Origin of the sequence: Parabacteroides sp. PH5-46 (assembly GCF_029892785.1) — a bacterium.
In the GTDB taxonomy this organism is placed as follows: Bacteria; Bacteroidota; Bacteroidia; order Bacteroidales; family Tannerellaceae; genus DFXE01.
Window position 1 is genome coordinate 74,796 of record NZ_JARXXA010000009.1, and the last position, 25,640, is coordinate 100,435.

A 25,640-nucleotide genomic window follows, 5' to 3' on the forward strand; every position below is an offset into this window, starting at 1 on the left:
GCTATTATTTACTGTTTCGTCATAACAGTAGACCAGGCTTTGATCAGTTTCTGGTCATAATAAAGGGCTCCGTCCATATAACAGACATTGTTATTACGGGCGGTTATCTCATAGCCATTCAGCAAAGTATCTCCTATTGTGAATTTTGAATACGTACGATTCCTATCAACGTGAATCGTGCCTTTTTGTGTACCCATCTGTTTTATATCCGGGGATTCATACGTATACTGCCAGGATGAAATCTGGTTGATAACAAGTTGAGATTCAAACTTGCCTTCTTCGTCATAAAACCAACTTTCTCTAACAATCTGATCAGGTAATATCCTGATAGATAGCCCTCCGTTTTCTTTTATGATTTCGCCTTGCGGATAGGTTAATTCGGTAATGCACAACCAATCCGAATCCTCAGAGAATAAATGTTTCGCTTCCATAGTATTTGTTTGTTTTAGAAGGACAATCCACTGATTGTCGAATGTTTAAATAAGAGTTTTAATCATTTCTTATGGCTCATAAAAGCCGAATAAAGTAGCAAAAGTGCAGCAATCGTCATACAAAGTATCCACTCATTTCTATTCATAAACATAAAAGAAGAAGCTACAATCAGCAACAGACTGGCTATCACATTAAAAATCTGCAAACGCCGTGTGCGAAAATCCATATCTTTAGTAGGAGTTGTCAGATGGACAATAGCAATACCTGCAGCACCTAATGCAAATAAATAGGGAGCAAAAAACAACTTCGTTATAAATAATACAGCCCCAAATAAAAGCAATAAAGCTGAAAAATTAAAGATGATGGAACGCAACTGTTTACTCATTACTTCTTTTTAATTATAAACACATCCTCGTTAGACTTTTTCATCAGGTATTCCTCGCGGGCAAACCGTTCAAGTCCTTCTTTGTCAGTATGCAGATCGTTCAACTTTTGAGTATTTGTTTCAATCTCTTTCTGATAGTATTTGATCTCCTTTTCCAGTTCCTTTATTTTCTCGTCATATTCATAGCGTTTATACAGATTGCTGTCGCCCGCTGTAAAAGTAAGAGCCACAACTCCTATCGTAACCAGCCAGTAAGCATTTATTTTTGACAGGTATTTCGTATAAAAATCTTTCAGAACAGACATAGAAATTTCTTTTCCTACAAAGATAAATGAATTATTTATATCTTTGTGTTAAGTAAGAAAAAAACAACGAATGGATAATTATATTGTTTCGGCAAGAAAATACAGACCTTCTACTTTTCGTAATGTTGTGGGCCAAAAATCATTAACTACAACATTAAAAAATGCGATAGCAAATAACAAATTGGCTCATGCTTATTTATTCTGTGGTCCGCGCGGAGTAGGAAAAACATCCTGTGCCCGTATTTTCGCCAAAACAATCAACTGCCTGCAACCCACAGCCGAAGGAGAAGCTTGCAACGCCTGTGAATCGTGCATAGCCTTCAATGAGCAACGCTCGTACAATATTCATGAGTTGGATGCTGCATCCAACAACTCGGTAGACGACATTCGTACACTGATAGACCAGGTACGCATACCACCGGCTTTAGGGAAATATAAAGTATTTATCATAGACGAGGTACATATGCTGAGTGCTGCGGCATTCAACGCCTTTCTGAAAACACTGGAAGAGCCGCCTCATCACGCCTTGTTTATTTTGGCTACTACCGAGAAACACAAGGTATTACCTACTATACTTTCCCGCTGCCAGATTTACGATTTTTCCCGTATTTCCATATCAGACATGGTAGAGCATCTGGAGTATGTAGCCTCTCAGGAAGGAGCTACTGCCGAAGCAGAAGCACTAAATGTAATCGCCCAGAAAGCAGACGGAGGAATGCGCGACGCCTTGTCTATATTTGACCAGGTACTCAGTTTCACCAATGGAAACATCACCTATCAAGCTGTTATCGACAACCTGAATGTATTGGACTATGAGTACTACTTCAGGCTAACAGATGCAATGCTGACAGGTAATGTAAGAGAGGCCATTTTGATACTCAATGAGATTTTAAGCAAAGGCTTTGACGGTCAGAATATCATTACCGGCTTGGCCTCGCATTTTCGCGACTTACTGATTTGCAGAGATGAAGCAACTCTCGTTCTGTTCGAAGTAGGTGCCTCTATCCGGGAGCGCTACAAGGAGACAGCCAAACGCTGTCCGGAGCAGTTCCTATACAAAGCGATAGAACTAGCTAATTCATGCGATCTGAACTATCGCATCAGTCGAAATAAGCGCCTACTACTGGAGCTAACGCTGATACAGCTCTGCCAACTATCTAAGTCGCAATCGGACGACAGTAAAAAAAAACGCCTGATTGAACCGGTAGACGGTGTTTCGCCTCAAAATCAAACACAAAACCAAGCACAAACTCCTCCTCCTGCTCAAAATGCAGTAGTGACAACACAAATGCCGGCATCGGCATCAGTAGCACCGCCCCCTCCAAGTCAGCCCTACACACCTGGATTTTCTAAGAAGAATGTAGCACAAGGACCGGTATCTACTTCCATCAAAAAGATAGAAGAAGAAATAAACAAACCTCAAAATCAATCGATTGCATCCGACACAGAGAAAGAGCAGACTACTCCTTTCGACAATGAAGCGCTAAAAAATGCATGGAACGGATATGCAGAAGCATTGGAGGGGAATGCCTACCTAAAAGGGATTATGGATAATTGCACGCCGGACTTGCAAGAGGATTTTCATTTTGAGATAGCGATCCACAACCCCGGGCAACGCGATGAGTTATTAAACAACAGCATACATATCCTCACCCATTTACGTTCTCAGCTAAAAAACAGCCGGGTACAAATGCGGATACGTATGCTGGAAACAAATGAAAAGAAACTGGCTTATACTTCGGCAGACAAATACGAACATTTATCTGCCGTTAACCCCCTTTTAAACAAGTTAAAAGACGAGTTTAATCTCATGCCGGATTAATTAAAGTTCTCTTATCCAGATATTCCTGAAACTAATCGGTTCGCTTGGGTCGCCATGGCTTTGAAGGACGATCGGACCGACACCATGTTTCCGTACTTTCGGGAAACCGATATACTCTGTAGTTCCTAATATAGTAGTATGGTTCTGAAGAACAACTCCATTATGAATAACTGTTACCGTAGGAGGAACGCGATATGTTCCGTCTTCTTTAAAGATCGGAGCCGAATAAATGATATCATACACATTCCACTCACCCGGTTTGCGCATAGCATTTGCCAGCGGAGGAGTTTGTTTATACACACTACCTGCCTGTCCGTTTACATAGGTTTCGTTATTATAGTTGTCCAGTATCTGTACTTCGTATAATCCTTGCATGAATACACCGCTATTACCTCTTCCCTGGCTGGTTCCGGTAATATTTTCAGGCACACACCATTCTAGGTGTAATTGGTAATTTTCAAACTTCTGTTTGGTCTGGATATCACCCGTTTTCTTATCAACTGTAAATACACCATCATGCACTTTCCAAAGCGCAGGACCTCCTTGTGCGCCTTCCCATGCCGACAGGTCTTTTCCGTCAAACAGAATAATAGCATCCGAAGGGGCAGTAAGGGCAGCCGCTTTAGTGGTTGTTCCTGGAGTAACAATCTTGGGCTGTGGTGTCCAATACTCAGACATACCTGGTTTCATCCGCTCTGGTTGGGGATACTCTTTCTGTTGGGCATACGCGCCTACACAGATTGCAAAACTAAATGTAACTAATAGAGATTTAGATATAAAACTTTTCTTGTTCATGGTATATAAAGTTTAGTTTGAATGCAAAATAAATAAAAATATCAAATCCAAAAGTGTATTTCCTCACTTTTATTTATTATGATGGGATTTACTTATTATGATTGAACAGTCTTTGCTCTGCCAACTGCTCATACTTACTACCCGGCTTGCCATAATTGCAATAGGGGTAGATACTGATACCTCCACGCGGGGTGAAAACACCTGTTACTTCAATATACTTTGGTTCCATCAAGGCTATCAGGTCTTTCATAATGATATTGACACAATCTTCATGGAATGCTCCATGATTACGAAAACTGAAAAGGTATAACTTCAGGCTCTTACTCTCCACCATTTTCACATCTGGTATGTAGTCGATATGGATCGTAGCAAAGTCCGGTTGACCGGTGATCGGACAAAGGCTCGTAAACTCCGGACAGTTAAAACGTACCCAATAGTCATTATCAGGATGCTTGTTCACAAAAGCTTCCAACACTTCAGGAGCATACTCCTGTTTATAAACCGTCTCTTTTCCTAATGCGTTCAGTTTCATATTTTTCTAATCCTTCTTTTCTTAATTTACAGGCAGGGCAATGGCCACAACCATCTGCCGGGATTCCGTTGTAACAGGTCAGCGTTTGAGTTCGCACCAGATCAAATACTCCCAGCTCGTCTGCCAACTGCCATACTTCGCTTTTATCCCGGCTCATCAGGGGGGTATGGATTACAAACTGCTCGTCCATCGCCAGATTTAATGTCACATTCAGCGAACGTACAAATGTATCCCGACAATCCGGATAGCCACTATAATCAGCTTCCGAAACACCTGTCACCAAATGGAATATCCCTTTTGTCCGAGCCAGAATCGCTGCAAAAGTAAGAAAAATCAGGTTACGCCCCGGCACAAAGGTGTTAGGATATGTATCGTCCGGTTTATCTTCATCCATCACAATAGATGTATCAGTCAGCGAATTAGGAGCCAGCTGGCTCAGCAATGACACATCCAGCAACTGAAACGGAACTCCCGCCTCCTCAGCGATCTTACGAGCAATATCAATCTCCAACGAATGCTTCTGTCCATACGTAAAGCAAACTGTTTCAACTTCCGCAAAGTGTTTCTTCGCCCAGAAAAGACAGGTAGTAGAATCCTGCCCTCCGGAAAAACAAACCAACGCTGCATCTTTCTGTTTCATCCCCCAAAGATAAAATATTGTTTGAACCAAAACAAATATAGTCCCACAACTGTAGAACTTATGTTCAACATATGTAGAACATGAATTCAACAGTTGTAGAACATAAGTTCAACAATTGTGGGATTTTAATTAAAGTCCTTATTTTTATGTAGATTTGCAAATACTTTCTGACATTTGAAAATCTAAATATTTTGTTTATGAGACAATCGTTTATTCTTTATTCCCTGTTTGTGTGTGTGATATCTGTAGCGGCTTCGTGCGGACAGCCGAAAGGCGTTGTAGCCGAAGGAGCTGTCGTAGAGAAGCTAGCCGACGGCTTTAGCTTCACCGAGGGACCTGCTGTAGACAAGGATGGAAATATCTACTTCACCGACCAGCCCAACGACAAGATCTACAAATGGTCGACAGACGGCAAACTCTCCGTCTTCCTCGACAATACAGGAAGAGCCAACGGCATGTACTTCGACAAGGACAACCACCTCCTCTCCTGCTCTGACATGGAGAATGAGATCTGGCGCTTCAATCCGGACGGTTCCCACACGGTCATCCTGACTGATTATCAAGGGCGGAAGCTCAACGGACCCAACGATCTCTGGGTACATCCCAAGGGAGGCGTCTACCTCACCGACCCGCTATACAAACGCGACTATTGGACGCGCTCTCCCGAGATGCAGCAAGACGGACAACACCTTTACTACCTCTCGCCCGATCATCAGACAGTCTCCCGCGTCGACGATACGCTCGAGCAGCCCAACGGTATCATCGGCACTCCGGACGGGAAGCTCCTCTACGTGGCTGACATCCGGGCCGGGAAAACCTACGCTTACGACATTCAGCCCGACGGCTCCCTCAGCAACAAAAGGCTCTTCTGCTCCATGGGCTCCGACGGCATGACGATGGATGAGGCCGGAAACGTCTATCTGACCGGCAAAGGAGTTAGTGTCTTCAATCCCGAAGGCGTACAGATCGCCCACATCCCCGTAGAGGCTGGCTGGACAGCCAACATCTGCTTCGGAGGAAAGGACATGAAAACCCTCTTCATCACAGCCTCTCAATATTTGTACAGCATACGCATGAACGTAAAAGGAATCAGGTAAATCAGTAGTTAGTTCTCAAAAAAATCTGCACAAACTTTAAAAAAGTGTGCAGATTTTCAGATAAAGTTATATCTTTGTCCCCACAATTGTGTGAAATATGCTTTAAAATAAGAGAAATTAACTACAAAAGAGTATGAAAAAAATCTTTGCATTTGCATGTATCCTCATGCTTCCTTTGTCTTACACAGCGGCGGAGGGTTATCAAGTAAACTCACAAAGTGCTAAACAGGCAGGTATGGGACATGTCGGTGCTGCATTAAAGCTCGGAGCAGAAAGTATGCACTTCAATCCAGCCGGGCTGGCTTTCATGAACAATAGTATAGACCTCTCAGCCGGGGTTTCTGCTGTCATATCAAGCGGCGATTTCAAAAACGGCAACTACAAGCACAAAATTGATAACGACCCGAGCACTCCCCTCTATTTCTACGCCGGATTCAAGGTATACGATTTCCTTGCTGCCGGAATCAGCGTTACCAACCCTTATGGAAGCGCCATGAACTGGGGAAAAAACTGGGAAGGTTCTCATCTGATACAGGATATCTCCTTAAAATCCTTTTCCATTCAGCCGACGGTAGCCTTCAAGATTGGCGACCGCCTCAGCGTAGGTGGAGGTTTGATGGTTATGTTTGGAGACTTCTCCCTTAGCCGGGCACTGATCTCTTCAAACGACATTGCTATGCTCGCGCAACTCAGACCTGAACTGACTCCGATTGCCGATAAGTATAAAGGCATCACGCCGATTGCCGCAACACTCTCAGGAGATGCCGGACTGAAGCTGGGATATAATCTTGGAGCGATGTTTGACCTCAACGACAAGATTACAATCGGAGTTTCATACCGTTCCAAAGTCAAAATGGAAGTAGAAGAAGGAACTGCCGCATTAAACTATGCCAACGAAACAGAATTAAAAGCTATATTTTCAACGATACCTCCCCTCGACCGAGGAACATTCGAGGCATCCCTGCCCTTACCTTCAAACGTCAATGTAGGAGTCAGTTACAAACCTACCGACAAGCTGTTGCTCTCCGGAGAAGTACAGTTCGTTGGCTGGGGAGCGTACAAGGCTCTGAATGTGCAGTTTTCTCAAGAAGTACTGGAAGGATACAGTATCAACGCTGAGAAAAACTACAAAAACAGCCGTATCTACCGCATCGGCGGACAATACGCAACCACAGACCGTCTCGATTTACGTCTGGGATTCTATTTTGACGAAACACCAGTGAAAGACGAATTCCTCAATCCCGAGACACCCAGTATGAACAAACTGGGAATGAGTGCCGGACTTAGCTTCCGCCCGCTTTCAAGGCTGTCGGTAGACTTTGCAATGGCTTATACCACCGGATTCGGCCGCGATGGCTCATACACCGATGTTAGCCCCATAACTGGAGACCCTCGCAGATTTCCTGGACACTATAAGATCAGGGCCTTTACGCCCACGATCGGTTTATCCTATTCTTTCTAATATTTGAGTTTTATCTAATATAAAAAGGCCGCCCCGTTCTTCGGAGGCGGCCTTTTACATCTTGCCTACTTTTATAGGGAGGTGATATTCTTTTCATTCTGAGGGTTCTTGCCCTCGGGGGTGTATAGATGCTCGATACGGGAAGCGTATAGCTTTTCTACCTTGCCTCTGATAACCTTTAGGGAGCTGTTTACCAGTCCGTTTTGCTCTGTCCAGGCTTCGGGTAGGACGGCAAAAGTAGTAGGTAGCCAGCGGTCGGGGAAGAGAGTAGACAAATCTCCGCCTTTTTTGAAGCGGTCGATCTGGCGACGGATGATGTCGATAGCCTCCTGCTTACCTTCTGCTGTGTCGAGGGTCATTTGCTTAACAGCCAGTTCCTTCTTAAGGTAGTCTTTGTTCGAAACAAGGATGGCTACCGTGTATGGATTCTGGTTGTTGTATAATAAGAGTTGATCGATGGCCGGAGAGTGCTCCATAAGGGCTTCTTCAATGCCTTCGGGGCTATATTTCTCGCCGTCGCTACTAATCAGCAAACTCTTGAACCTGCCGAGTACAAAGAGGAGACCGTCTTTCATGTACCCCATATCACCGGTGTATAACCAACCGTCACGCACGGTTTCGGCGCTTGCCACAGGGTTTTTCCAGTAGCCCGCCATAACATTTTCGCCACGGATCACGATTTCGCCTTTCTCACCGTCGGGCAGTTCTTTACCATCGTTGTCGCATATCTTCAAATCCAGCGGTTGCACCAACACACCGCTGCTGCCAAACAGATGGCGGCGGGGACCATTGGTAGAGATCACCGGAGTAGCCTCACTCAGGCCATAGCCTTGGTACATTGGCATGCCGATGGCATAATAGAATTTCTGCAGGTCTTTGTCCAATAGGGCGCCTCCGCCGATAAAAAAGCGCAGTTCGCCGCCAAAATTGAGCCTAACCTTCGAGAAGACCAGCTTGTCCATCAGCGCCACAAAAGGTTTAAGAATGAATCGCCAGCCCCGACCTTTGTCGTCACCACCGTCTCCATTGTAAGCATAGGCCGCTTTGAGCCCGAGGTTGAACAAACGAACCACCGTAGGTCCCTGAGCTTGTATACCCTGCTCTATACTCTTTTTAAAATTCTTGGCCAATGCCGGAACACTGAGTATCAGATATGGCTTCACTTCTTTGATATTGCCGGGGATATTCTTCAGTGTTTCCATACCTGTACGGCCTACCTGCACGGTCGCCACGGCTGCACCTTTAGACATGAAGATGTAGAATCCTACCACATGGGCGAAGCAATGGTCTAATGGCAGGATCACAAAGGTCCGCCAATCTTGGGTGATATCGATACAGGATAGAGACTGCTCTATATTGGCTGTGTAGTTCCTATGGGTCAGGATGACGCCTTTCGGATCTGCCGTAGTGCCCGATGTATAGGTGATAGTGGCATAATCATCGTTTTGAAGCGAGCGACCGATACTCAGAAAGTCTTCCACAGGTGTATCCTTCAGATACTGTTCGCCCATCGCTTTTACCTCGGCCAGGGAGATTTCGCCGGGCAGGTATTCGGACTGTTCGTCCAGGATGATCACCTTCTCTACAAGCGGGAGCTGTGCTGTAATAGCACGGATTTTCTTCAGTTGCTGGCCGCTGACCATAATATACTTCACATCGGCATGCTGCAGACGGAAAAGAAGATCGTTGGCCTCTTCCAGCTTTACGGACAGAGGCACGTTGGTTGCTCCGGCATAAAACATAGCCAGCTCGCTGATAATCCAGGCGTTCCGTCCTTCGCTGAGCAACGCCATATTGTCTCCTTTGCTTACTCCCAGCGCTACAAGCCCTGCACCCAGGGTGTAGACTTGTTCCTTCGTTTGGGAATAGGTGGTTGGTTCAAATTCATCTTTCGTTTTCTCTAAAAGGAAGGTGTTCGATGGATACTGAGCCACCGAACTCTCGAAAAGGTCTACTAATGTTCGTTTCATGGTAGTATTTTTCTGTAAGAATGTATATTAAAACTCTTTGGGGCCGTATACAAATTCAGTACCTCTTCCGCTAATGGTAGACTTGGTTTCATCTACCAATTTGTTGTCTCTGTATATACGTATAACCGTTGTCAGAGATTCGGGAGCGGGCATATCAGAAGGGACAAGCGCCGAATTACTTACATGCAGGGTGAGCAGCACTCCTTTATCCACGGTTTCAAATGTATGCAGCTTGCCAAACACAAAATTGTGCATTTCATTGGGGTAAGGAGTGGTTGACTGGGCAAAGTGATAGAGAGATACATCTTTTTTCCAGTACTGGTCTATCTTTTTACCGTCCATTGTTATGTCAACGTATTTATTGGGTAAGATGGAACTGTATTCTTTCAGGCAATTGATAGTCACCTGCATCAGGTAAGAAGATTTATCACCTTCTGTTTCAAACTCTACACGGTAATGGTGAAGAGTGTTGATATCATCGCTTTCGTCATCATCATCGCCACCGCAAGAGCAAAACGCTAACAGACAACAGGCTAGCAAGAGGGTTTTATTAAACCATTTCATCCGCTTTCTTTTTTAGTTTGGGACAAATATATTAAAAAATCAACCCATTTCCTCCAATATAGAGCAGGCATCTTCTATGGTGGGGACGTCTTTGATGAGGAGGCTACGTTTGTTATTGTTTTCCCGCAGTTCACAACGACGTGGGTAACAGCTGATGTAGCTGAGTATCTTCCCGAAAATGTCGCTTTCGTAGTACGGGCTGTGGGGATTACTCACGAAGAAGAGGCTCATGCGTCCCTGTTTGAGGACGGCCTTTTCAATGCCCAGCGAGCGGGCCAACCGCCTCAGACGTACTACGCGTATCAATTCCTTGCCTTCCTTGGGGATAGAACCGAAGCGATCTTTTAGGCGGTCGGAAAACGCCAGGATGTCGAGCTCTTCTTCCATCTTGTCGAGCTCTCGGTACAGGGAAACGCGCTCGGAGTCGCTGGGGATATACACTGGCGGAAACATCAGTTCCAAATCGCTCTCAATGTGGGTTTCGCGCACAAAATCTTCGCCGCTATGGTGACGGGCGGCCTCGGTTCCTTCGTAAAGCTCGGCAAACTCTTCGTTCTTGAGTTCGTCTACGGCTTCTTCCAATATTTTCTGGTAGGTTTCGTAACCCAGGTCGGCTATAAAGCCGCTCTGCTCGGCACCCAGCAGGTTTCCGGCACCACGGATATCCAAGTCTTGCATAGCGATGTGTATTCCACTGCCGAGTTCGGAAAAATTCTCTATGGCTTGAAGTCTCCGCCGCGCTTCTTGCGTTAACGTTGAGAGTGGCGGGGAAAGTAAATAACAGAAGGCCTTGCGATTACTCCGCCCTACCCTTCCGCGCAGCTGATGCAGGTCGGACAGACCGAATTGGTGGGCATTGTTTACGATAATGGTGTTCGCATTGGATACGTCGATACCATTTTCCACAATGGAGGTGGCCACCAATACGTCGTATTCGTAATTGATGAAGTCGAGCAGTATCTTTTCCAGTTTTTCGGGTTCCATCTGTCCGTGCCCTACGCATACGCGGGCATCGGGTACTTCACGCTTTATCAGAGCCTCTATCTCGTGTATGTTCTGGATGCGATTATTGATAAAGAACACCTGGCCGTTGCGACTCATCTCAAACTCGATGGCGTCGCGTATGATATCAGGATTGAAACGCTCTACTTCGGAGCGGACAGGGTAACGGTTGGGCGGCGGAGTGTTGATATTGCTCAGGTCGCGTGCGCCCATCAGTGAGAACTGCAAGGTACGCGGAATGGGCGTTGCCGTCATCGTGAGGGTATCCACATTCACCTTCATCTGCCGTAATTTTTCCTTTACAGAAACGCCGAATTTCTGTTCTTCGTCTATAATAAGCAGACCAAGGTCTTTGAACTTCACATCTTTGCTCACAATGCGGTGGGTACCTATCAGTATATTTACCTTACCTTCTTTTACGTCTTCGAGCACCGCCTTAATTTGTGCCGCAGAGCGGGCGCGGCTGATGTAATCGATCCTACAAGGAAAATCCTTTAGACGATCCCGGAAGGACTGGTAATGCTGGAAAGCGAGCACCGTAGTGGGCACCAGAACGGCTACCTGCTTATTATCGGCCACGGCCTTGAATGCGGCACGCATGGCCACTTCTGTTTTACCAAAGCCTACGTCGCCACAGATCAGCCTGTCCATCGGGCGGGTGTCTTCCATGTCCATTTTAACATCGGCAGTGGCTTTCATCTGATCCGGGGTGTCTTCGTAGATGAAGCTGGCCTCGAGTTCGTGTTGCATAAAGCTGTCGGGAGAGTAGGCGAAGCCCGTTTCCTGTCGCCGCTTGGAGTAGAGCAGGATTAAATCGCGCGCAATGTCTTTTACCTTCTTTTTGGTACGTTCCTTCATGCGCTCCCAGGCGCCAGTACCCAGTTTGCTGAGTTTGGGCGGTTCGCCGCTGTCCTTACCCTTGTAACGGGAGAGTTTATGCAGGGAATGGATGCTTACGAAGATCACATCGTTGTTCAGGAAGATGAGCTTTACCACCTCCTGTATCTTGCCGTTGGCTTCGGTACGCACAAGGCCTCCGAACTGACCCACGCCATGGTCTACATGCACAATGTAATCGCCGTTGGAGAACTGATTGAGTTCCTTGAGCGAGAGGGTGATCTTCCCGCTGCGCGCCTTGTCGCTCTTTAGACTGAATTTATGGAAGCGGTCGAACAGCTGATGGTCGGTAAAGAAGCAAGCCTTTATTCCGGCATCTGAAAAGCCCTCGTGAATGGTTTTACCTACTGCCGTGAAGGGGATGTCGTCTCCCCTATCCTCGAAGATGGTTCGGATACGCTCGGTTTGCTTCTCCGAATCACTTAATATATATAATGTATAGCCTTCGGAAAGGTAATTGCGGAGTGACTCGCTTACCAGGTCGAAGTTTTTATGGTAAATTGGTTGCGGAGTGGTCTGAAAGGTAATCGTGGCATCTGCCGTGCCGCTGGGGCGTGTACCGAAGTGGATACGACGGAAGTCGAGCGCCTGACGGAGGAAGCCTTCGGCGGTGACCAGCTTCTCGCGTTTGTGGTCTATATTGCGGAAGGATTCTTCATCGCCCTGCACCGGTTCTTCGTCCCACAAGGTATTGATACGCTCTTTGCACCAAGCGAGATCCCTGGCAGCAATAATGGCATGTGAAGATACACTGTCGAGCAGGGAAGCCTCTGCCCGGGCTTTCTTTCCCATGCGCGGGACGATGTGAATACTATCGAAGCGCTCCTTCGACAACTGTGTCTCCACATCGAAGGAGCGGATGGTCTCTACTTCATCGCCAAAGAAATCTATACGGTAGGGAAACTCGTAAGAAAACGAGAATACGTCAAGTATACTACCCCTCATAGCGTACTGCCCGGGCTCATAGACATAGTCGGTATGTTCGAAGCCATATTCGTCCAGGATATCGGATACAAACATATTGTCTAAACGCTCCCCCTTGTGTATCTTGAGTGTATTTTCCTTCAGGATGTCTTTGGCTATTACTTTCTCGGCCAACGCTTCCGGATAGGTCACTATTATATAAGAAGCCGAAGGATCTTGCAGCATACTGAGCACTTCCGTCCGCAGAATTTCGTTCGCAGGGTCGGTATGGCCGTATTTGATGGAGCGGCGGTATCCCGAAGGAAAAAAGCATATCTTCCCTCCTCCGGTAAGCTGTACCAGGTCGTGATAGAAATAGCCCGCGTCTTCCTGATCGTTCAGGATACAAACGTAAGACCCGCCACTGCGCGAAAAGAGGGCAGCAATTGCCGTGGCAGCTCCGGAGCCGGCCAATCCTTTCAGGAATATGTTCCGGGACGATTCGTCAAGGAGTAATTGATCCAGTGCCGATACATTCGGGTGAGCGGCATACTGTTTGAGTAGTTCTTGTAAGTTCAAAGTGGTAAAGATATTTATGCAAAGGTATGGTTTTGTACAAAAATGAACAAATTTATGTCTGAAATGGTTTTAAATATATACCTTTGGTCCTCCGAAAATGGTTAACATAGTATGAAAACGTGTGATTGTATTGTCATTATCCCTACGTATAACGAGAAAGAAAACATCGAAAACATTATACGTAAAGTCTTCAGCCTGCCGAAAGATTTTCATATCCTCGTAATAGATGATGGGTCTCCCGACGGCACCGGAGGAATCGTAAAAAATCTTCAGAATGAGTTTCCCGAAGCACTGCACATCCTCGAACGCGAAGGAAAGCAAGGACTGGGTACGGCGTACATCTGCGGTTTTAAATGGGCCATCGAAAAGAAGTACGACTACATCTTTGAGATGGATGCCGACTTCAGCCACAATCCGGAAGACCTTCCACGCCTATATGCCGCCTGCACAGAAGAAGGAGCTGACGTGGCCGTTGGCTCACGCTACTGCAACGGCGTGAACGTGGTAAACTGGCCGTTGGGACGGGTACTGATGTCATATTTCGCCTCCGTATATGTGCGGATCATTACCGGCATGAAAGTACAGGATACCACCGCCGGTTTTGTATGCTACAGACGTGAGGTGCTAGAAACGATCGGGCTTGACAGCATTCATTTCAAGGGCTACGCCTTTCAGATAGAAATGAAATTCACCGCCTATAAGTGCGGATACAAATTGATAGAAGTACCTATCATCTTTATCAACCGGGTACTGGGAACATCAAAGATGAACTCTTCCATATTCGGCGAGGCACTGTTCGGTGTACTGAAGCTGAAGTGGTGGAGCTTCTTCCGGAAGTACCCACAAAAAGGAAAAGCATTGCCATGAAGCAAACGATTATAAAAAACGCCCTCATTATCAATGAAGGGCGTTCTTTTAAAGGTTCCGTACGTATAGAAGGCAACCAAATAGCCGCCGTGTATGAAGGCTCGGAAGCAGACGGCCTCAATGCCGACCGGATAATAGATGCCACGGGCTTGTGGCTCCTTCCCGGAGCCATTGACGACCAAGTACATTTCCGGGAGCCGGGACTGACGCACAAAGGAGATATCCGCAGCGAAAGCCGTGCCGCCGTGGCCGGAGGAGTTACTTCCTTTATGGATATGCCGAACACCAAACCGCAGACAACCTCCCTCGGCGAGCTGGAATGGAAACTGCAACGCGGAGAAGAAACCTCTGCCGCCAACTACTCTTTCTTCTTCGGCGGGACAAACGATAACCTCGACGAGATACGCCGCCTCGACAAAACGAGGATTCCCGGACTGAAACTCTTCCTTGGATCGTCGACCGGAAACATGTTGGTAGACCGGAAAGAATCACTAGAACGTATCTTCGGCGAAAGTGACCTTCTGATTGCCGTACATGCCGAAAAGGAAGAAATCATCCAACGCAATATTGCTCATTACACCTCCCTTTACGGAAACGACCTGGATATTAGTTTTCACAGCAAGATACGGAGCGAAGAAGCCTGTTATGCCTCTTCGGCGGAAGCCGTGGAACTGGCTACACGTCTGGGGACACGCCTCCATATCCTGCACCTCTCTACCGCCAAAGAGCTGAGCCTCTTGAACAGCCAGACACCGCTGGCGCAAAAAAAGATCACCGGCGAAGTATGTGTGCATCACCTCTGGTTTTCAGACGAGGATTACGCCACCTTCGGCAATCGTATTAAATGGAATCCTTCCATTAAAACGAAGGCCGACAGGCAGGCTTTACGCGAAGCGGTAAACGACAACCGTATTGACATCGTAGCTACCGACCATGCCCCGCATTTGCTGAGCGAAAAGGAAGGTAGTTGCCTGGTTGCTGCTTCCGGTGGACCACTTATACAACACTCCCTCCTGGCTATGTTGGACCTCGCGGCCCAGGGTATCTTCTCTTACGAGAAAGTAGTGGATAAAATGGCGCATTTGCCGGCGGACTTATTCCATATAGATCGCCGAGGCTATATCCGTAAGGGTTATTATGCCGACTTGGTGCTTGTAGACCCTCAAAAGAAAACAAGCGTATCGGCGGAGAATATCCTGTACAAGTGCGGATGGTCTCCTTTTGAAGGACATACTTTTCAGCACAGTATCCGGCAGACCTTTGTAAATGGTCAGCTTGTCTACGACAATGGAACGATAGATGACTCCATAAGGGGAATGGAAGTGCGCTATAACAACTAAGCCACAGGGGCATCTTCGTCAGGACGGGGCCTTTCGCTTCGTTTTTCTTCCATATAGGCTGTGGGCGACATGCCAAAATAGGCATTGAAACTGCTGCTGAAGTACGAAGGCGTTCCGTAACCTACCTTATAACTTACCTCGGAGATAGTGAGCTTTCCGGTGCTTAGCAAATAAGCGGCTTGCTTCAAACGCATGATTTTTATGAACTCGACGGGGCTTTGACCTGTCAGCGCCTTGAGTTTGCGATGCAAATGGGTACGGCTGAGTCCCAGATCACGGCTCATAGACTCTACAGTGAGGTCGGAATCTTCCATATGTTCCCGTACATAATCGATAGCGTGCTGGAGTAGTCGCTCGTCGGTGCTGGAAACGGTAACCTCCTGTGCGTCCATTGTAAAAGATTTGCTGAAGCGGTCTTTCAGTTTATTGCGCAGTTCGATGAGCTTTTCGACGCGTATCTTCAAGTGGCGAAGCTCAAAGGGCTTGGAGATGTAACTATCTGCACCTGTTTCGAGGCCTTCCATGAGGTTTTCGGTGCCGTCTTTGGCCGTTAGGATAATTACGGGTATGTGACTGGTGTCAGGATCTGTCTTCAGGAGGCTGCAAAGTTCCAGTCCGCTCATCTCCGGCATCATAACGTCGGTTATAATTAGGTCGGGCATAAGGCTGTGGGCTTTTTTGAGCCCGCCTTTACCGTTAGAAGCCTCCTGGATGTGGTAAGAATCTTCTAGCACCTTGCGGATGTAGAGCCGCATATCAGGATCGTCTTCCACCAGTAGAATCGTAGGACGACTCCCCTCTGCCCGAGGTTCTTCTGCTAAAGGAGAAGGTGTATCTGCTGCCAGACTCACAGAGGAAGGTCTTTCGGTATCCTCTACCTGCGTATCCAACTCTTCCGGTGAGAAATGGCTGTTCCCCGCCAAAATAGAGATCGTAAACCGGCTACCGGCACCCTTCTCACTCTCTACAGAGATGCAGCCTTTGTGGAGTTCGACGATCATTTTGGTAAAATGCATTCCAATACCTGTCCCGGCATTGTATTTATCGGTATCAGCTTGGTAGAAACGGTCGAAGACACGCTCCTGCGTTTGTGGATCCATCCCGATACCGGTGTCGCTGATGGAAAGCCGGATAAGATCGTCTGCCTGATGGAGATTGACACTCACCTCTCCTCCGGGAGGAGTGAATTTATAGGCATTGTGCAGGATATTGCTGATACATTTGTCGAGCAAGTCGGGATCGTACCATCCTATAATGGTGTCTGGATCGCTGGTATAAGAAAGATGGATCGGTTTCTGCTCAAATAGCTCCCCGAAAGAACGGACAGTCTCTTCCACAAAGGAGACAAGCTCCAGACGGCGTACATGGAGAACCATTTTGGAGTTTTCCATCTTGTTGACATCCAGAATCTGGTTGATCAGGCTTTGAAGACGCTTGGCACTGCGCACAATCAGGCGTCCGGCTTGTTTTTTACTTTCATCGGTTTCTTCACTCATCAAGCGCTCCAGCGGACCGAGTATCAGGGTGAGCGGCGTGCGGAATTCATGGCTTATGTTGGTAAAGAAGTTCGTGCGGATGTTATGCAACTCTTCTTGTTGCTTTACCTTGAGACGCTCGATATCTAATTCATTCTTCGCCTTGATCCTATTGAAGAGTGCCCAGAGAAGTACTCCCGCAACCGATATTGCCAGAAGCAGGTAGATGAGCTTTGCCCACCATGTATTCCATATAGAAGGTTCTACAACGATTCGCAAGGTGGTTTCCGCATCTCCCCATACATCGGGATTGCTGCTCGCTTTGATGCGGAAGGTGTAAGTTCCCGGGTTGAGGTTTGTATAGGTCATACTCCGCTGCGTATAATCGTAAATAGTCCAATCGTCGTTGAATCCTTCGAGTTTGGACTTGTAGAGCGTCATATTCGGGTCGAAGATACCTAGCGCGACGTATTCGAGAGTGAAATTCTTTTCGTTCTGCTTCAAATGTATCTCGGAAGAGATCTCTATGTTTTTATTGAGTAACACCCGCCCCTCGACAGGCTTTCCAATAGGTACCGACTCATTAAATATCTGCAGGTTATTGATATACACTTTAGGGATGGTTACCTCATCGTAAATATTGGCAGGATAAAACATATTGAGTCCCTTTACGCCTCCGAAAAACATCTGCCCACCGGGATCTTTATAATACGAGCCGAGTAGAAACTCATTACTTTGCAGGCCACTATTATAGAGGTATTTCATCAGTTCCCCGGTGTTGACAGAATAGCGCACAATGCCATGATTGGTGCTCAGCCAGAGGTTGTTCTCGCCATCCTCTGCGAGGATACCATTCACAACGGGACTGTAATACTGCGACTTGGGGTAGACCTTTGTAAAGGTATTCGTGTCCGGATGGTAGCGGTTGAGGCCATCTTCCGTTCCAACCCAGATTGTCCCGTTCTCATCTTCCGCCAGCGAATAGATAGAGAGACTACTGAGTCCGTTTTCACGTCCGAAAAAGGTGAAAGTCTCTGTATCGATGTCCATACAACTCAGTCCAAAATAAGTTCCGATCCACATCCGGTCGCGGGAGTCGATAAAAAGGGTGATAATGTAATCATTTACCAACCCACGGTTATCGGCACTGCGGAAGGTGCGGAAGGTTCTTTTCTCCGGGTCGAAACGGCTTAATCCTCCTCCATTGGTTCCCAACCAGAGGAATCCCCGTTTATCTTCCTTTATACTCTTCACGTAGTCAGATTGTAATCCGTCGGGAGCGTCGGATGCTGTGAAGCGAGTGAAGGTCTTTGTTTCCCGATTGAGCAAACAGAGTCCGCCGGTGTAAGTTCCGACCCATATTCGGTTCTTGCTATCGCAGAAGACGTTGACAATGGCATTATCTGATATCGTGCGACTATCGAGAGGATTGTTCGTATAGTAGGTGAAGCTATTTGTATTCGGATGATAGCAATTTAGGCCGCCTCCGTCTGTCGCGATCCAGATGTTCTGCTCCACATCTGTAGTAATGCTCGTAACGGAACCATAGTTCAGGGAATTGGGGTTGTTCTGAAGCTTCTGCAAGGTTTTGAAGCCTGTATCCTCGTGCCCAAGCACGAAAACACCCTTGTTAACCAGTGCAAACCATAAGTAGGTGTAGTTTCCCTTGTAGATAGAGTGTACTTTCGAATCACCTATCAAGTCACCCATCTCCAGAAAGACAGGATGCTGTTTAAGGGTTCTCTTCTGAGGATCGAGAATAAGAACTCCTTTACCTTCTGTCCCTACCAGTATATCGCCATTAAAATCTTCAATGGAACAAAAGACCGAGCGGGTATTGGCTTCGTTAAAAAGATCCGGAAAGGTTTCAAAGTTGTCTTTCTGCACATCATAAATAGCCAGGCCTCCTCTTAAAGTGGAGACAAGGATATTCCCATTGGAAAGAAGCTCTAAATCAAAGACGGCATTGCTCGGCAAGGAGCTATTGGCTGTGTTATAGTTCCGGAAAGTGGCATTAACCGGGTTATACACAGAGATACCTTTATCCTGAGAAGCAAACCAAATGTTGCCCTTCGCATCTTCCACAATAGAACGTATATACGAACTACAAAGCGACGAGGTAGAATCTGCCGAAGGAGTAAACAAAATACTCTCTTCCGTAAGGAGCGAATAGCACACCACCCCGAATCCAGAAGACGTGACCCAGAGATTTTCTCTGCTGTCTTCTACTATATCCGTACATTGATTATATTTTATAACCTCATCCGGCTGATTTAAGGACGCATTGATAAAGCCGTCGCTCGCCAAATCATAATACTCCAATCCAGCGATCGTGCCAACCCACATACGGTTATGAGAATCCTGGAAAAGAACGGTTATATGGCTGCTGATGAGGGATAATGGCTCCTCAGACTCTTTTTTATACACGGTAAATTCGTAGCCGTCGAAACGATTGAGCCCATCCTCTGTCCCTATCCACAGGAAGTTTCGGTTATCTTGCCGGATGCACGTAATTTTTGTGCTAGACAGACCATTCTCCGTTGTGAAGAAGGTGCCTATATTCTGCAAATCAATACCTGCAAATGATTGCAGAGTTCCGGATATGAAGCAAAAGAATATCAGCCACGAGCTTTTTTTCATATTAATTTGATTTCCATTACGTAAAATTAGCGTAATTCTTTCAATTATGAATCATTTCACATACAAAAATACACCATCTTATGTGAGAAACCTTTTATTTATCAGGCAAACAAGCCATGTTAGAAAATAATAAGGTTCTCTTATTATTTTTCACAAATGAAACATTGTTTAAAGGATTGTGTACATAATTGACAATATAGAATAGTTTTATTGTTGATCTTTGTAATACATTAACTAACCCTCTATATAATTACACTACCGTCTCTATCAAGAGATGGAAAGATAAATACCTGAAACTAACAAACAAGAGATTTCTTGCTGTTAGTTTTCAGGTTTTCTTTTTTTATTAAACGAAAATATTACCTTTGTGTTTGGAAAACAACCCAAATATGGCATCTATTCTCATTTTAGAAGATGATATCACATTTGCTTTGATGCTTTCGACCTGGCTAAAAAAGAAAGATTTTGTAGTAAATGCCGTTGCTTCTATTTCAGAGGCAAAACAGAAAATCGAAGCTGATAGTTACGACTTAATATTGTCCGACCTCCGCCTGCCTGACGGAGATGGGATTGGTTTGCTCAAATGGATGGCCGAAAAGAACCTGTCGCAGCCATTAATCATGATGACCAGCTATGCCGAAATACAGACGGCTGTACAAGCTATCAAATTAGGAGCCTCCGACTATATATCCAAACCCATCAACCCCGACGAATTATTACTCAAGATAAAGGAGATTATCAAACTCCCCTCCGTTCAGCTACCCCATAAACAACCCGACGAAACATTTGTAGAAGGAGAAAGTCCTGTCTCCCGCCAGATGTTTGAATACATCCGTTTAGTAGCTCCCACCGACATGTCTGTATTAATCAACGGCTCAAGTGGGACCGGGAAAGAGTACGTAGCCCGCCGGATACATGAGTTGAGCAACCGGAAGAACGCTCCCTTTATTGCCGTAGACTGCGGGGCTATCCCCAAAGATCTGGCAGCCTCGGAATTCTTCGGACACGTAAAAGGATCCTTTACCGGAGCGATAGACAATAAAACAGGCGCCTTTGAAGCTGCTCACGGAGGCACTATCTTCCTGGATGAAATAGGCAACCTTACATACGAAGTGCAGGTACAACTACTCAGAGCTTTACAGGAACGAAAAGTTAAGCCGATAGGTAGCAACCAGGAGATAACAACCGATGTCCGACTGGTATCCGCCACAAATGAAAACCTGCGCGAAGCCATTAGCAAAGGAGAGTTCAGAGAAGACCTTTACCACCGGATCAATGAGTTTACCATCCGCATACCGGATCTGAAAGAACGAGAAGAAGATATCATGGTGTTTGCGAATCATTTCCTGCATCAGGCCAATCAGGATCTACAGAAAAGTATTGCCGGCTTTGATGCTGAGGTTATTCAATTATTCCAGACGCATGCCTGGCCCGGGAATCTGAGACAGATGAAAAACGCCGTCAAGTACGCCACTTTGCTGGCGACAGGGCAATACATAACAATCAAAGAACTCCCGGAAGAAATGTTTGCCTCTCCTACTCCAGTTGCAGAGCAAACGCTTTTGCGCGATGGAGCCCACGAACGCGAACTAATCCTCAAAGCACTACAGGATTCGAGGAACAATAAAACCGCCGCCGCCCGCTTGCTGGGCATAGACAGAAAGACATTATACAATAAATTAAAGGGGTACGGATTAGACAAATAAGGATGGCTTAGTCCAGCATCAGGCTCATGTAAGCTGTCTTGTTTGCGTAATCAAATAAATGAGCCGTAAGGCTACGGATATCCATAGCTTCCATCTCCTCTGCCGTAACAGAGCTTTCCGGATGCGCTTGAAGCCACAAGCCTATTAGCTTTTCTTTATTAATAACAGAGGCCATACCGTAAGGATAGGCGACCAGGTGATTGCTGAAAGGCTGTCGGTAAACGGCTTTTTCCACCTCAAAGGACTTGGTTATTTCAAACAGCATCTGGGTCTTTGCCTGTTCATTATTATACAGAAACTCTTTTATGAATACATTCTCCGGATTAGTCTTGCCCGGGGGAGTTACATGTGCCAGCCCAACAGGCTGCATTTCGTCGTTATAGGCTACAAAAAAGGTTCCATCAACAGTCTTCAAGTCTTTATAGATCGTTACAAAGTCGTCATAGGTATGCAGAATACTGGTTTGGCGTTCGCGCAGTTTACGGTCAAAATAAGCATACAAGGTTGCATCCGGTATTTTATTCAGCGGTTCTACCTGCAAGGATAATTCTGGTGTAATGTATTCGTTACGGGTGTATACAACCAGCGAATATTCAAAAACCTCCGTATAACCCATCGAGCGGTAATAATTAAACAACCACTTCTCTGCCGGAATCAAAGCTGTTATATCAATATTCCTTCGCCTCATCTCGTCGAAAGACTCACGAAGCAACTGCTTCATCAAGCCCTTTCCCTGTTCCGAAGGCGAGGTACAAGCACCGGAGATATAAGCAACCGAAATCTCCTGTCCGCAAAAAGTCATTGTGTAAGGCAGCATCTGGAGCGCAGATACAACTGTTCCGTCTCGTTCAATAGTCATTGCATTTTCATCCTTATAAACCCGGCTGAAATACAAATCCATGAACGTATCCGAATCTCCAAATACGGCCTTCCACAGATTATAGACTTGTTTCTTCTTACTTTTCAATATTAAATATACATATTCAGTATTGCTTCAAACAACTCCTGCTTTCCGCTTGTTTGCTTTGGCTCACCAATTTTATGAGCGTGTGCAAGCAGTTCTTCAAGAGTCATCTTACCATCTTCAAACGCCTTTCCGCTACCACCATCAAAAGAAGCGTAACGATTCTGGCGAAGTTTCTTGTAATCTGATTTTTCAAGGATTTCAGCAGCTGTAATCAATCCACGGGCAAATACGTCCATACCAGAGACATGGGCAATGAACAGATCATCCATATCCGTAGAGTTACGACGAATCTTCGCGTCAAAGTTTACACCACCATGTCCCAGTCCGCCTGCCGGAAGCATTACCAACCAAGCCTGTACAAAGTCATAGATATCCAACGGGAACTGGTCGGTATCCCATCCATTCTGATAGTCACCACGATTCGCATCAATGCTACCCAGCATTCCTGCATCAACAGCAGCCTGTAGTTCATGTTCGAATGTGTGTCCAGCCAATGTAGCGTGGTTCACTTCTATATTTACCTTGAAGTCTTTTTCCAGTCCGTAGTTACGAAGGAAGCCTATTACCGTTTCCGTATCAAAGTCATACTGATGTTTAGTTGGCTCCATTGGTTTAGGCTCGATCAGGAATGTACCTTTAAAGCCTTGTTTGCGTGCATAGTCGCGAGCCATAGCCAAGAAGCGTCCCAGATGATCTTTTTCGCGTTTCATATCGGTATTCAGCAAGCTCATATAGCCTTCGCGTCCACCCCAGAATACATAGTTTGATCCACCCAAGGCTATTGTTGCGTCAATAGCGTTCTTCACCTGTGCTCCGGCACATGCTACAACATCGAAGTCCGGATTTGTAGAAGCACCATTCATATAGCGTTCATGACCGAATACGTTAGCAGTTCCCCAAAGCAGTTTCACACCAGAGGCAGCTTGTTTTTCTTTTGCATAGTCTACGATAGCCTGCAAATTCTTTTCGTATTCACCCCATGAGTTGCCCGAATCTACCAAATCCACGTCGTGGAAGCAATAGAAAGGTATTCCCATTTTGGTCATAAATTCAAATGCAGCATCCATTTTATTCTTGGCTCTGCTGATTGCATCATTACCTAGATCCCAAGGATGATGAATGGTAGGACCGCCAAATGGGTCACCTCCATTTGCACACAATGTATGCCAGTATGCCATTGAAAAACGCATCCAGTCTTTCAGGCTTTTACCCATCACTACTTTGTTCTCGTCGTAATAGCGGAATGCTAAGGGGTTACGACTTTCTTTTCCTTCAAATTTAATCTTTCCGATACCAGGAAAGAACTCTTTTGTTCCTTTTAAAATTTCCATAATTGTTTGTTGTGAATAAATGTAAGTTCTTGATTATATATTGCTTTTCATTTTCTTATATACTTTCTTATCAAACTTATAATAACGGGCTGCACGATGCGAAACATCCTTTTGTTTTTCGTCCAGCGCAATTACATAAGGCATAGCCGCTACTTTTTTATGAAAGTTGCGAATATCTATACGTTTATTATATATAGCTTCATATAGTTTGTGCAGCTGACTGATCGTAAACTTCTTGGGAAGCATTTCGAAAACGATAGACGGATTGTTTTCTATCCAGGTACGAATTTCCGTTAGCGACTCGTTTACAATCCGGTTATGATCAAACGGCAATTTAGGAATGCGGCTGATCGGACACCAGTCTGTCTGTTTATACTTTGATATATTATTTAATTTTCTGTCCACCTTACACAATGACAAATACGCCACGGTGATCAGGCGGTTGATATTCGGCTGATAGGCTTTGTCTAGCCATTTCATATCTTCGGGATTGTTCGCTCTGTCGGGCGAGGCAAAACAGCGAAATTGTTTCAGAGAAACCCTTTTAATTCCCGTCAACTCAAATAGAACACGGTGTGCCGCGTCATCCACATCTTCTTCATTATAGATAAGACTACCCGGAAGTTTCAGTTCTTTTTCATGGCTATCGGCTTCTCCTCTCCTCACCAACAAGATGGTTAGTTGATCGTTTTCAAAACCGAAGACCACACAGTCTACAGAAACATAGGTATGAATAAACATTGTGTTCATGGCAAAATGCTATTTTTATCAATGGCATCAAAGATATAATATAATTTCATTAATCCGAACAATTTGATATATTTATTTTAGTTAAATTATTATAGCGCAAACTTTTACATATCGTATTTTACACGATAAGCACAAAGCATGAAAGGAAAAATAAACAATAAGTTATACGAAGCAAAAAACGCATGCATACGTTTTCCGAATCGCATGCATGCGTTTGGGAAATTGCAGCCATGCGTTTTCAAAAAAGTATACATGCGTTTTTTGAAAAGACACAACAAATTAATGCACAGGCAAATACAATTCACCCCGTAAATACACTTAATAAAGGAGGAAAAATACAATAAGGTTTAAAGCTCAGGCAGACTTGTGTCAGAGATTTCCCAATACTTTATTCTTAGGAATGGTAGCTATAAAATCTTTCAGGTAATTGGGTTCAAAATATGCTACATCTTCAAATTGCTTCTTATCAAAATAGTTTCGGGATAATGGAATCATATCAATAGCCAACGGATGGATGTCATCCAGAAAGATTGCTTGCTCCGATACTATAACCTCTTTACACTTTGCCGCTCCGTTACCAAAGAAACAAACCCGGTTTTCTTTCAGGAAAGCGACATAGGTATCCGCCGTTACGATCTCCGCCATGGTATCCCTGACCGGATGAAGGTTTTCGTCATAGATTGCGGCATACACCTCCATTCGACGAGCATCCAACATAGAACAGTAAAGAGTTTGCGACGGCATCTTTTTTTCTGCAATCACTTTTGAAGCCAGTATCTCAAGAGTAGGAACACTAATCAAGGGGATTCCGTAGCCAAAGCACAAGCCTTTCGCCACCGACACACCAATACGCAAACCGGTATACGAACCGGGGCCACTGCTGACAGCTACCGCATCGGGCTTCAAGCCTTCAGATGCTACCACATTCAATGCCTCTTCCACATACACTCCGAGCAAGGCAGCATGCGACGGCCCCTCAAAAGATTCTTTATTGAAAAGTATATCATTATTATAAGACAAGGCAACAGAACATACGGTTGTTGCTGTCTCAATAGCTAATAAACACGACATATAATAATCTTGTAATATTCTTGTTTTAAAGTACAAATGTACATTTTTAATATAGTATGCTAAATAATAGTTGAAATAAAAAAGTACCTTTGCGAAAATTTCTCGAAA

General features: G+C 45.4%; 20 protein-coding genes. 6 read left to right on the plus strand and 14 right to left on the minus strand.

All coding sequences use genetic code 11. The features are described 5' to 3' along the window. Positions 1-8: 8 nt before the first annotated feature. From M2470_RS10920 to M2470_RS10930, 3 genes are all read right to left on the minus strand, one after another. Positions 9-431: a hypothetical protein gene (locus M2470_RS10920; protein ID WP_280745028.1), complete on the minus strand. Its 423-nt coding sequence runs from the start codon at positions 429-431 to the stop codon at positions 9-11. A 62-nt stretch (positions 432-493) separates the two neighbouring features. Continuing rightward, complete coding sequence (locus tag M2470_RS10925; RefSeq protein WP_280745029.1) at positions 494-817, minus strand: hypothetical protein; 324 nt, start codon at positions 815-817, stop codon at positions 494-496. Beyond that, on the minus strand, positions 817-1,122 hold the full coding sequence (locus M2470_RS10930) for a septum formation initiator family protein (RefSeq protein WP_280745030.1): 306 nt from the start codon (positions 1,120-1,122) through the stop codon (positions 817-819). Before M2470_RS10930 ends, M2470_RS10925 begins: the two co-directional genes overlap by 1 nt. Positions 1,123-1,192: 70 nt before the next feature. Between M2470_RS10930 and M2470_RS10935 the strand changes: the two genes are divergently transcribed. Next, positions 1,193-2,944: a DNA polymerase III subunit gamma/tau gene (locus tag M2470_RS10935; protein WP_280745031.1), complete on the plus strand. Its 1,752-nt coding sequence runs from the start codon at positions 1,193-1,195 to the stop codon at positions 2,942-2,944. On the opposite strand, the gene M2470_RS10940 is transcribed toward M2470_RS10935, so the two are convergent. The 3 genes from M2470_RS10940 to queC form a co-directional block, all read right to left on the minus strand. Beyond that, the gene (locus tag M2470_RS10940) at positions 2,945-3,739 is read right to left on the minus strand and encodes a DUF1080 domain-containing protein (RefSeq protein ID WP_280745032.1); all 795 of its coding nucleotides are present in this window, start codon (positions 3,737-3,739) and stop codon (positions 2,945-2,947) included. It lies immediately after the preceding gene. 88 nt (positions 3,740-3,827) lie between these two features. Then, entirely contained in the window at positions 3,828-4,271 is a 444-nt protein-coding gene (gene queF / locus M2470_RS10945) for a preQ(1) synthase (protein WP_280745033.1), read from the minus strand. Further along, the gene (gene queC / locus M2470_RS10950; protein WP_280745034.1) at positions 4,234-4,911 is read right to left on the minus strand and encodes a 7-cyano-7-deazaguanine synthase QueC; all 678 of its coding nucleotides are present in this window, start codon (positions 4,909-4,911) and stop codon (positions 4,234-4,236) included. The genes queF and queC overlap by 38 nt, the downstream gene beginning before the upstream one ends. Positions 4,912-5,108: 197 nt before the next feature. Between queC and M2470_RS10955 the strand changes: the two genes are divergently transcribed. Further along, positions 5,109-6,008: an SMP-30/gluconolactonase/LRE family protein gene (locus tag M2470_RS10955; RefSeq protein WP_280745035.1), complete on the plus strand. Its 900-nt coding sequence runs from the start codon at positions 5,109-5,111 to the stop codon at positions 6,006-6,008. 133 nt (positions 6,009-6,141) lie between these two features. Then, positions 6,142-7,470: an outer membrane protein transport protein gene (locus M2470_RS10960; RefSeq protein WP_280745036.1), complete on the plus strand. Its 1,329-nt coding sequence runs from the start codon at positions 6,142-6,144 to the stop codon at positions 7,468-7,470. 71 nt (positions 7,471-7,541) lie between these two features. Here the strand turns inward: M2470_RS10960 and M2470_RS10965 are convergent, their stop codons facing one another. Genes M2470_RS10965 through mfd form a run of 3 tightly spaced genes read right to left on the minus strand, consistent with a single transcriptional unit; the run spans position 7,542 to position 13,385 of the window. After that, positions 7,542-9,440 (minus strand): AMP-binding protein, encoded by a 1,899-nt coding sequence (locus tag M2470_RS10965; protein WP_280745037.1) that lies wholly within the window; start codon positions 9,438-9,440, stop codon positions 7,542-7,544. 27 nt (positions 9,441-9,467) lie between these two features. Beyond that, positions 9,468-10,004, minus strand: a complete 537-nt coding sequence (locus M2470_RS10970; RefSeq protein WP_280745038.1) for a hypothetical protein — start codon at positions 10,002-10,004, stop codon at positions 9,468-9,470. A gap of 39 nt (positions 10,005-10,043) precedes the next feature. Next, a complete protein-coding gene (gene mfd, locus M2470_RS10975) occupies positions 10,044-13,385 on the minus strand; it encodes a transcription-repair coupling factor (protein ID WP_280745039.1) in 3,342 nt (1,113 codons plus the stop codon). A gap of 111 nt (positions 13,386-13,496) precedes the next feature. On the opposite strand from mfd, the gene M2470_RS10980 reads away from it, so the two are divergent. Together M2470_RS10980 and M2470_RS10985 are read left to right on the plus strand one after the other, a co-directional pair. Further along, positions 13,497-14,252: a polyprenol monophosphomannose synthase gene (locus M2470_RS10980; protein ID WP_280745040.1), complete on the plus strand. Its 756-nt coding sequence runs from the start codon at positions 13,497-13,499 to the stop codon at positions 14,250-14,252. Beyond that, positions 14,249-15,592 (plus strand): dihydroorotase, encoded by a 1,344-nt coding sequence (locus tag M2470_RS10985; protein ID WP_280745041.1) that lies wholly within the window; start codon positions 14,249-14,251, stop codon positions 15,590-15,592. The genes M2470_RS10980 and M2470_RS10985 overlap by 4 nt, the downstream gene beginning before the upstream one ends. Here M2470_RS10985 and M2470_RS10990 read toward each other — a convergent pair. After that, positions 15,589-19,707 (minus strand): two-component regulator propeller domain-containing protein, encoded by a 4,119-nt coding sequence (locus tag M2470_RS10990; protein ID WP_280745042.1) that lies wholly within the window; start codon positions 19,705-19,707, stop codon positions 15,589-15,591. The two genes, M2470_RS10985 and M2470_RS10990, sit on opposite strands and share 4 nt — an antisense overlap. A gap of 389 nt (positions 19,708-20,096) precedes the next feature. Between M2470_RS10990 and M2470_RS10995 the strand changes: the two genes are divergently transcribed. Further along, the gene (locus tag M2470_RS10995; RefSeq protein ID WP_280745043.1) at positions 20,097-21,413 is read left to right on the plus strand and encodes a sigma-54 dependent transcriptional regulator; all 1,317 of its coding nucleotides are present in this window, start codon (positions 20,097-20,099) and stop codon (positions 21,411-21,413) included. A gap of 7 nt (positions 21,414-21,420) precedes the next feature. On the opposite strand, the gene M2470_RS11000 is transcribed toward M2470_RS10995, so the two are convergent. The 4 genes from M2470_RS11000 to tsaB form a co-directional block, all read right to left on the minus strand. Next, positions 21,421-22,380 carry a GNAT family N-acetyltransferase gene (locus tag M2470_RS11000; RefSeq protein WP_280745044.1) on the minus strand — a complete coding sequence of 320 codons (960 nt, stop codon included), beginning with the start codon at positions 22,378-22,380 and terminating at the stop codon, positions 21,421-21,423. Positions 22,381-22,382: 2 nt separating this feature from the next. After that, a complete protein-coding gene (gene xylA, locus M2470_RS11005; protein ID WP_280745045.1) occupies positions 22,383-23,711 on the minus strand; it encodes a xylose isomerase in 1,329 nt (442 codons plus the stop codon). 33 nt (positions 23,712-23,744) lie between these two features. Then, positions 23,745-24,461, minus strand: coding sequence for an NUDIX domain-containing protein (locus M2470_RS11010; protein WP_280745046.1), 717 nt, complete (start codon positions 24,459-24,461; stop codon positions 23,745-23,747). A 369-nt stretch (positions 24,462-24,830) separates the two neighbouring features. Beyond that, the gene (tsaB, locus tag M2470_RS11015) at positions 24,831-25,532 is read right to left on the minus strand and encodes a tRNA (adenosine(37)-N6)-threonylcarbamoyltransferase complex dimerization subunit type 1 TsaB (RefSeq protein WP_280745047.1); all 702 of its coding nucleotides are present in this window, start codon (positions 25,530-25,532) and stop codon (positions 24,831-24,833) included. Positions 25,533-25,640: the final 108 nt, after the last annotated feature.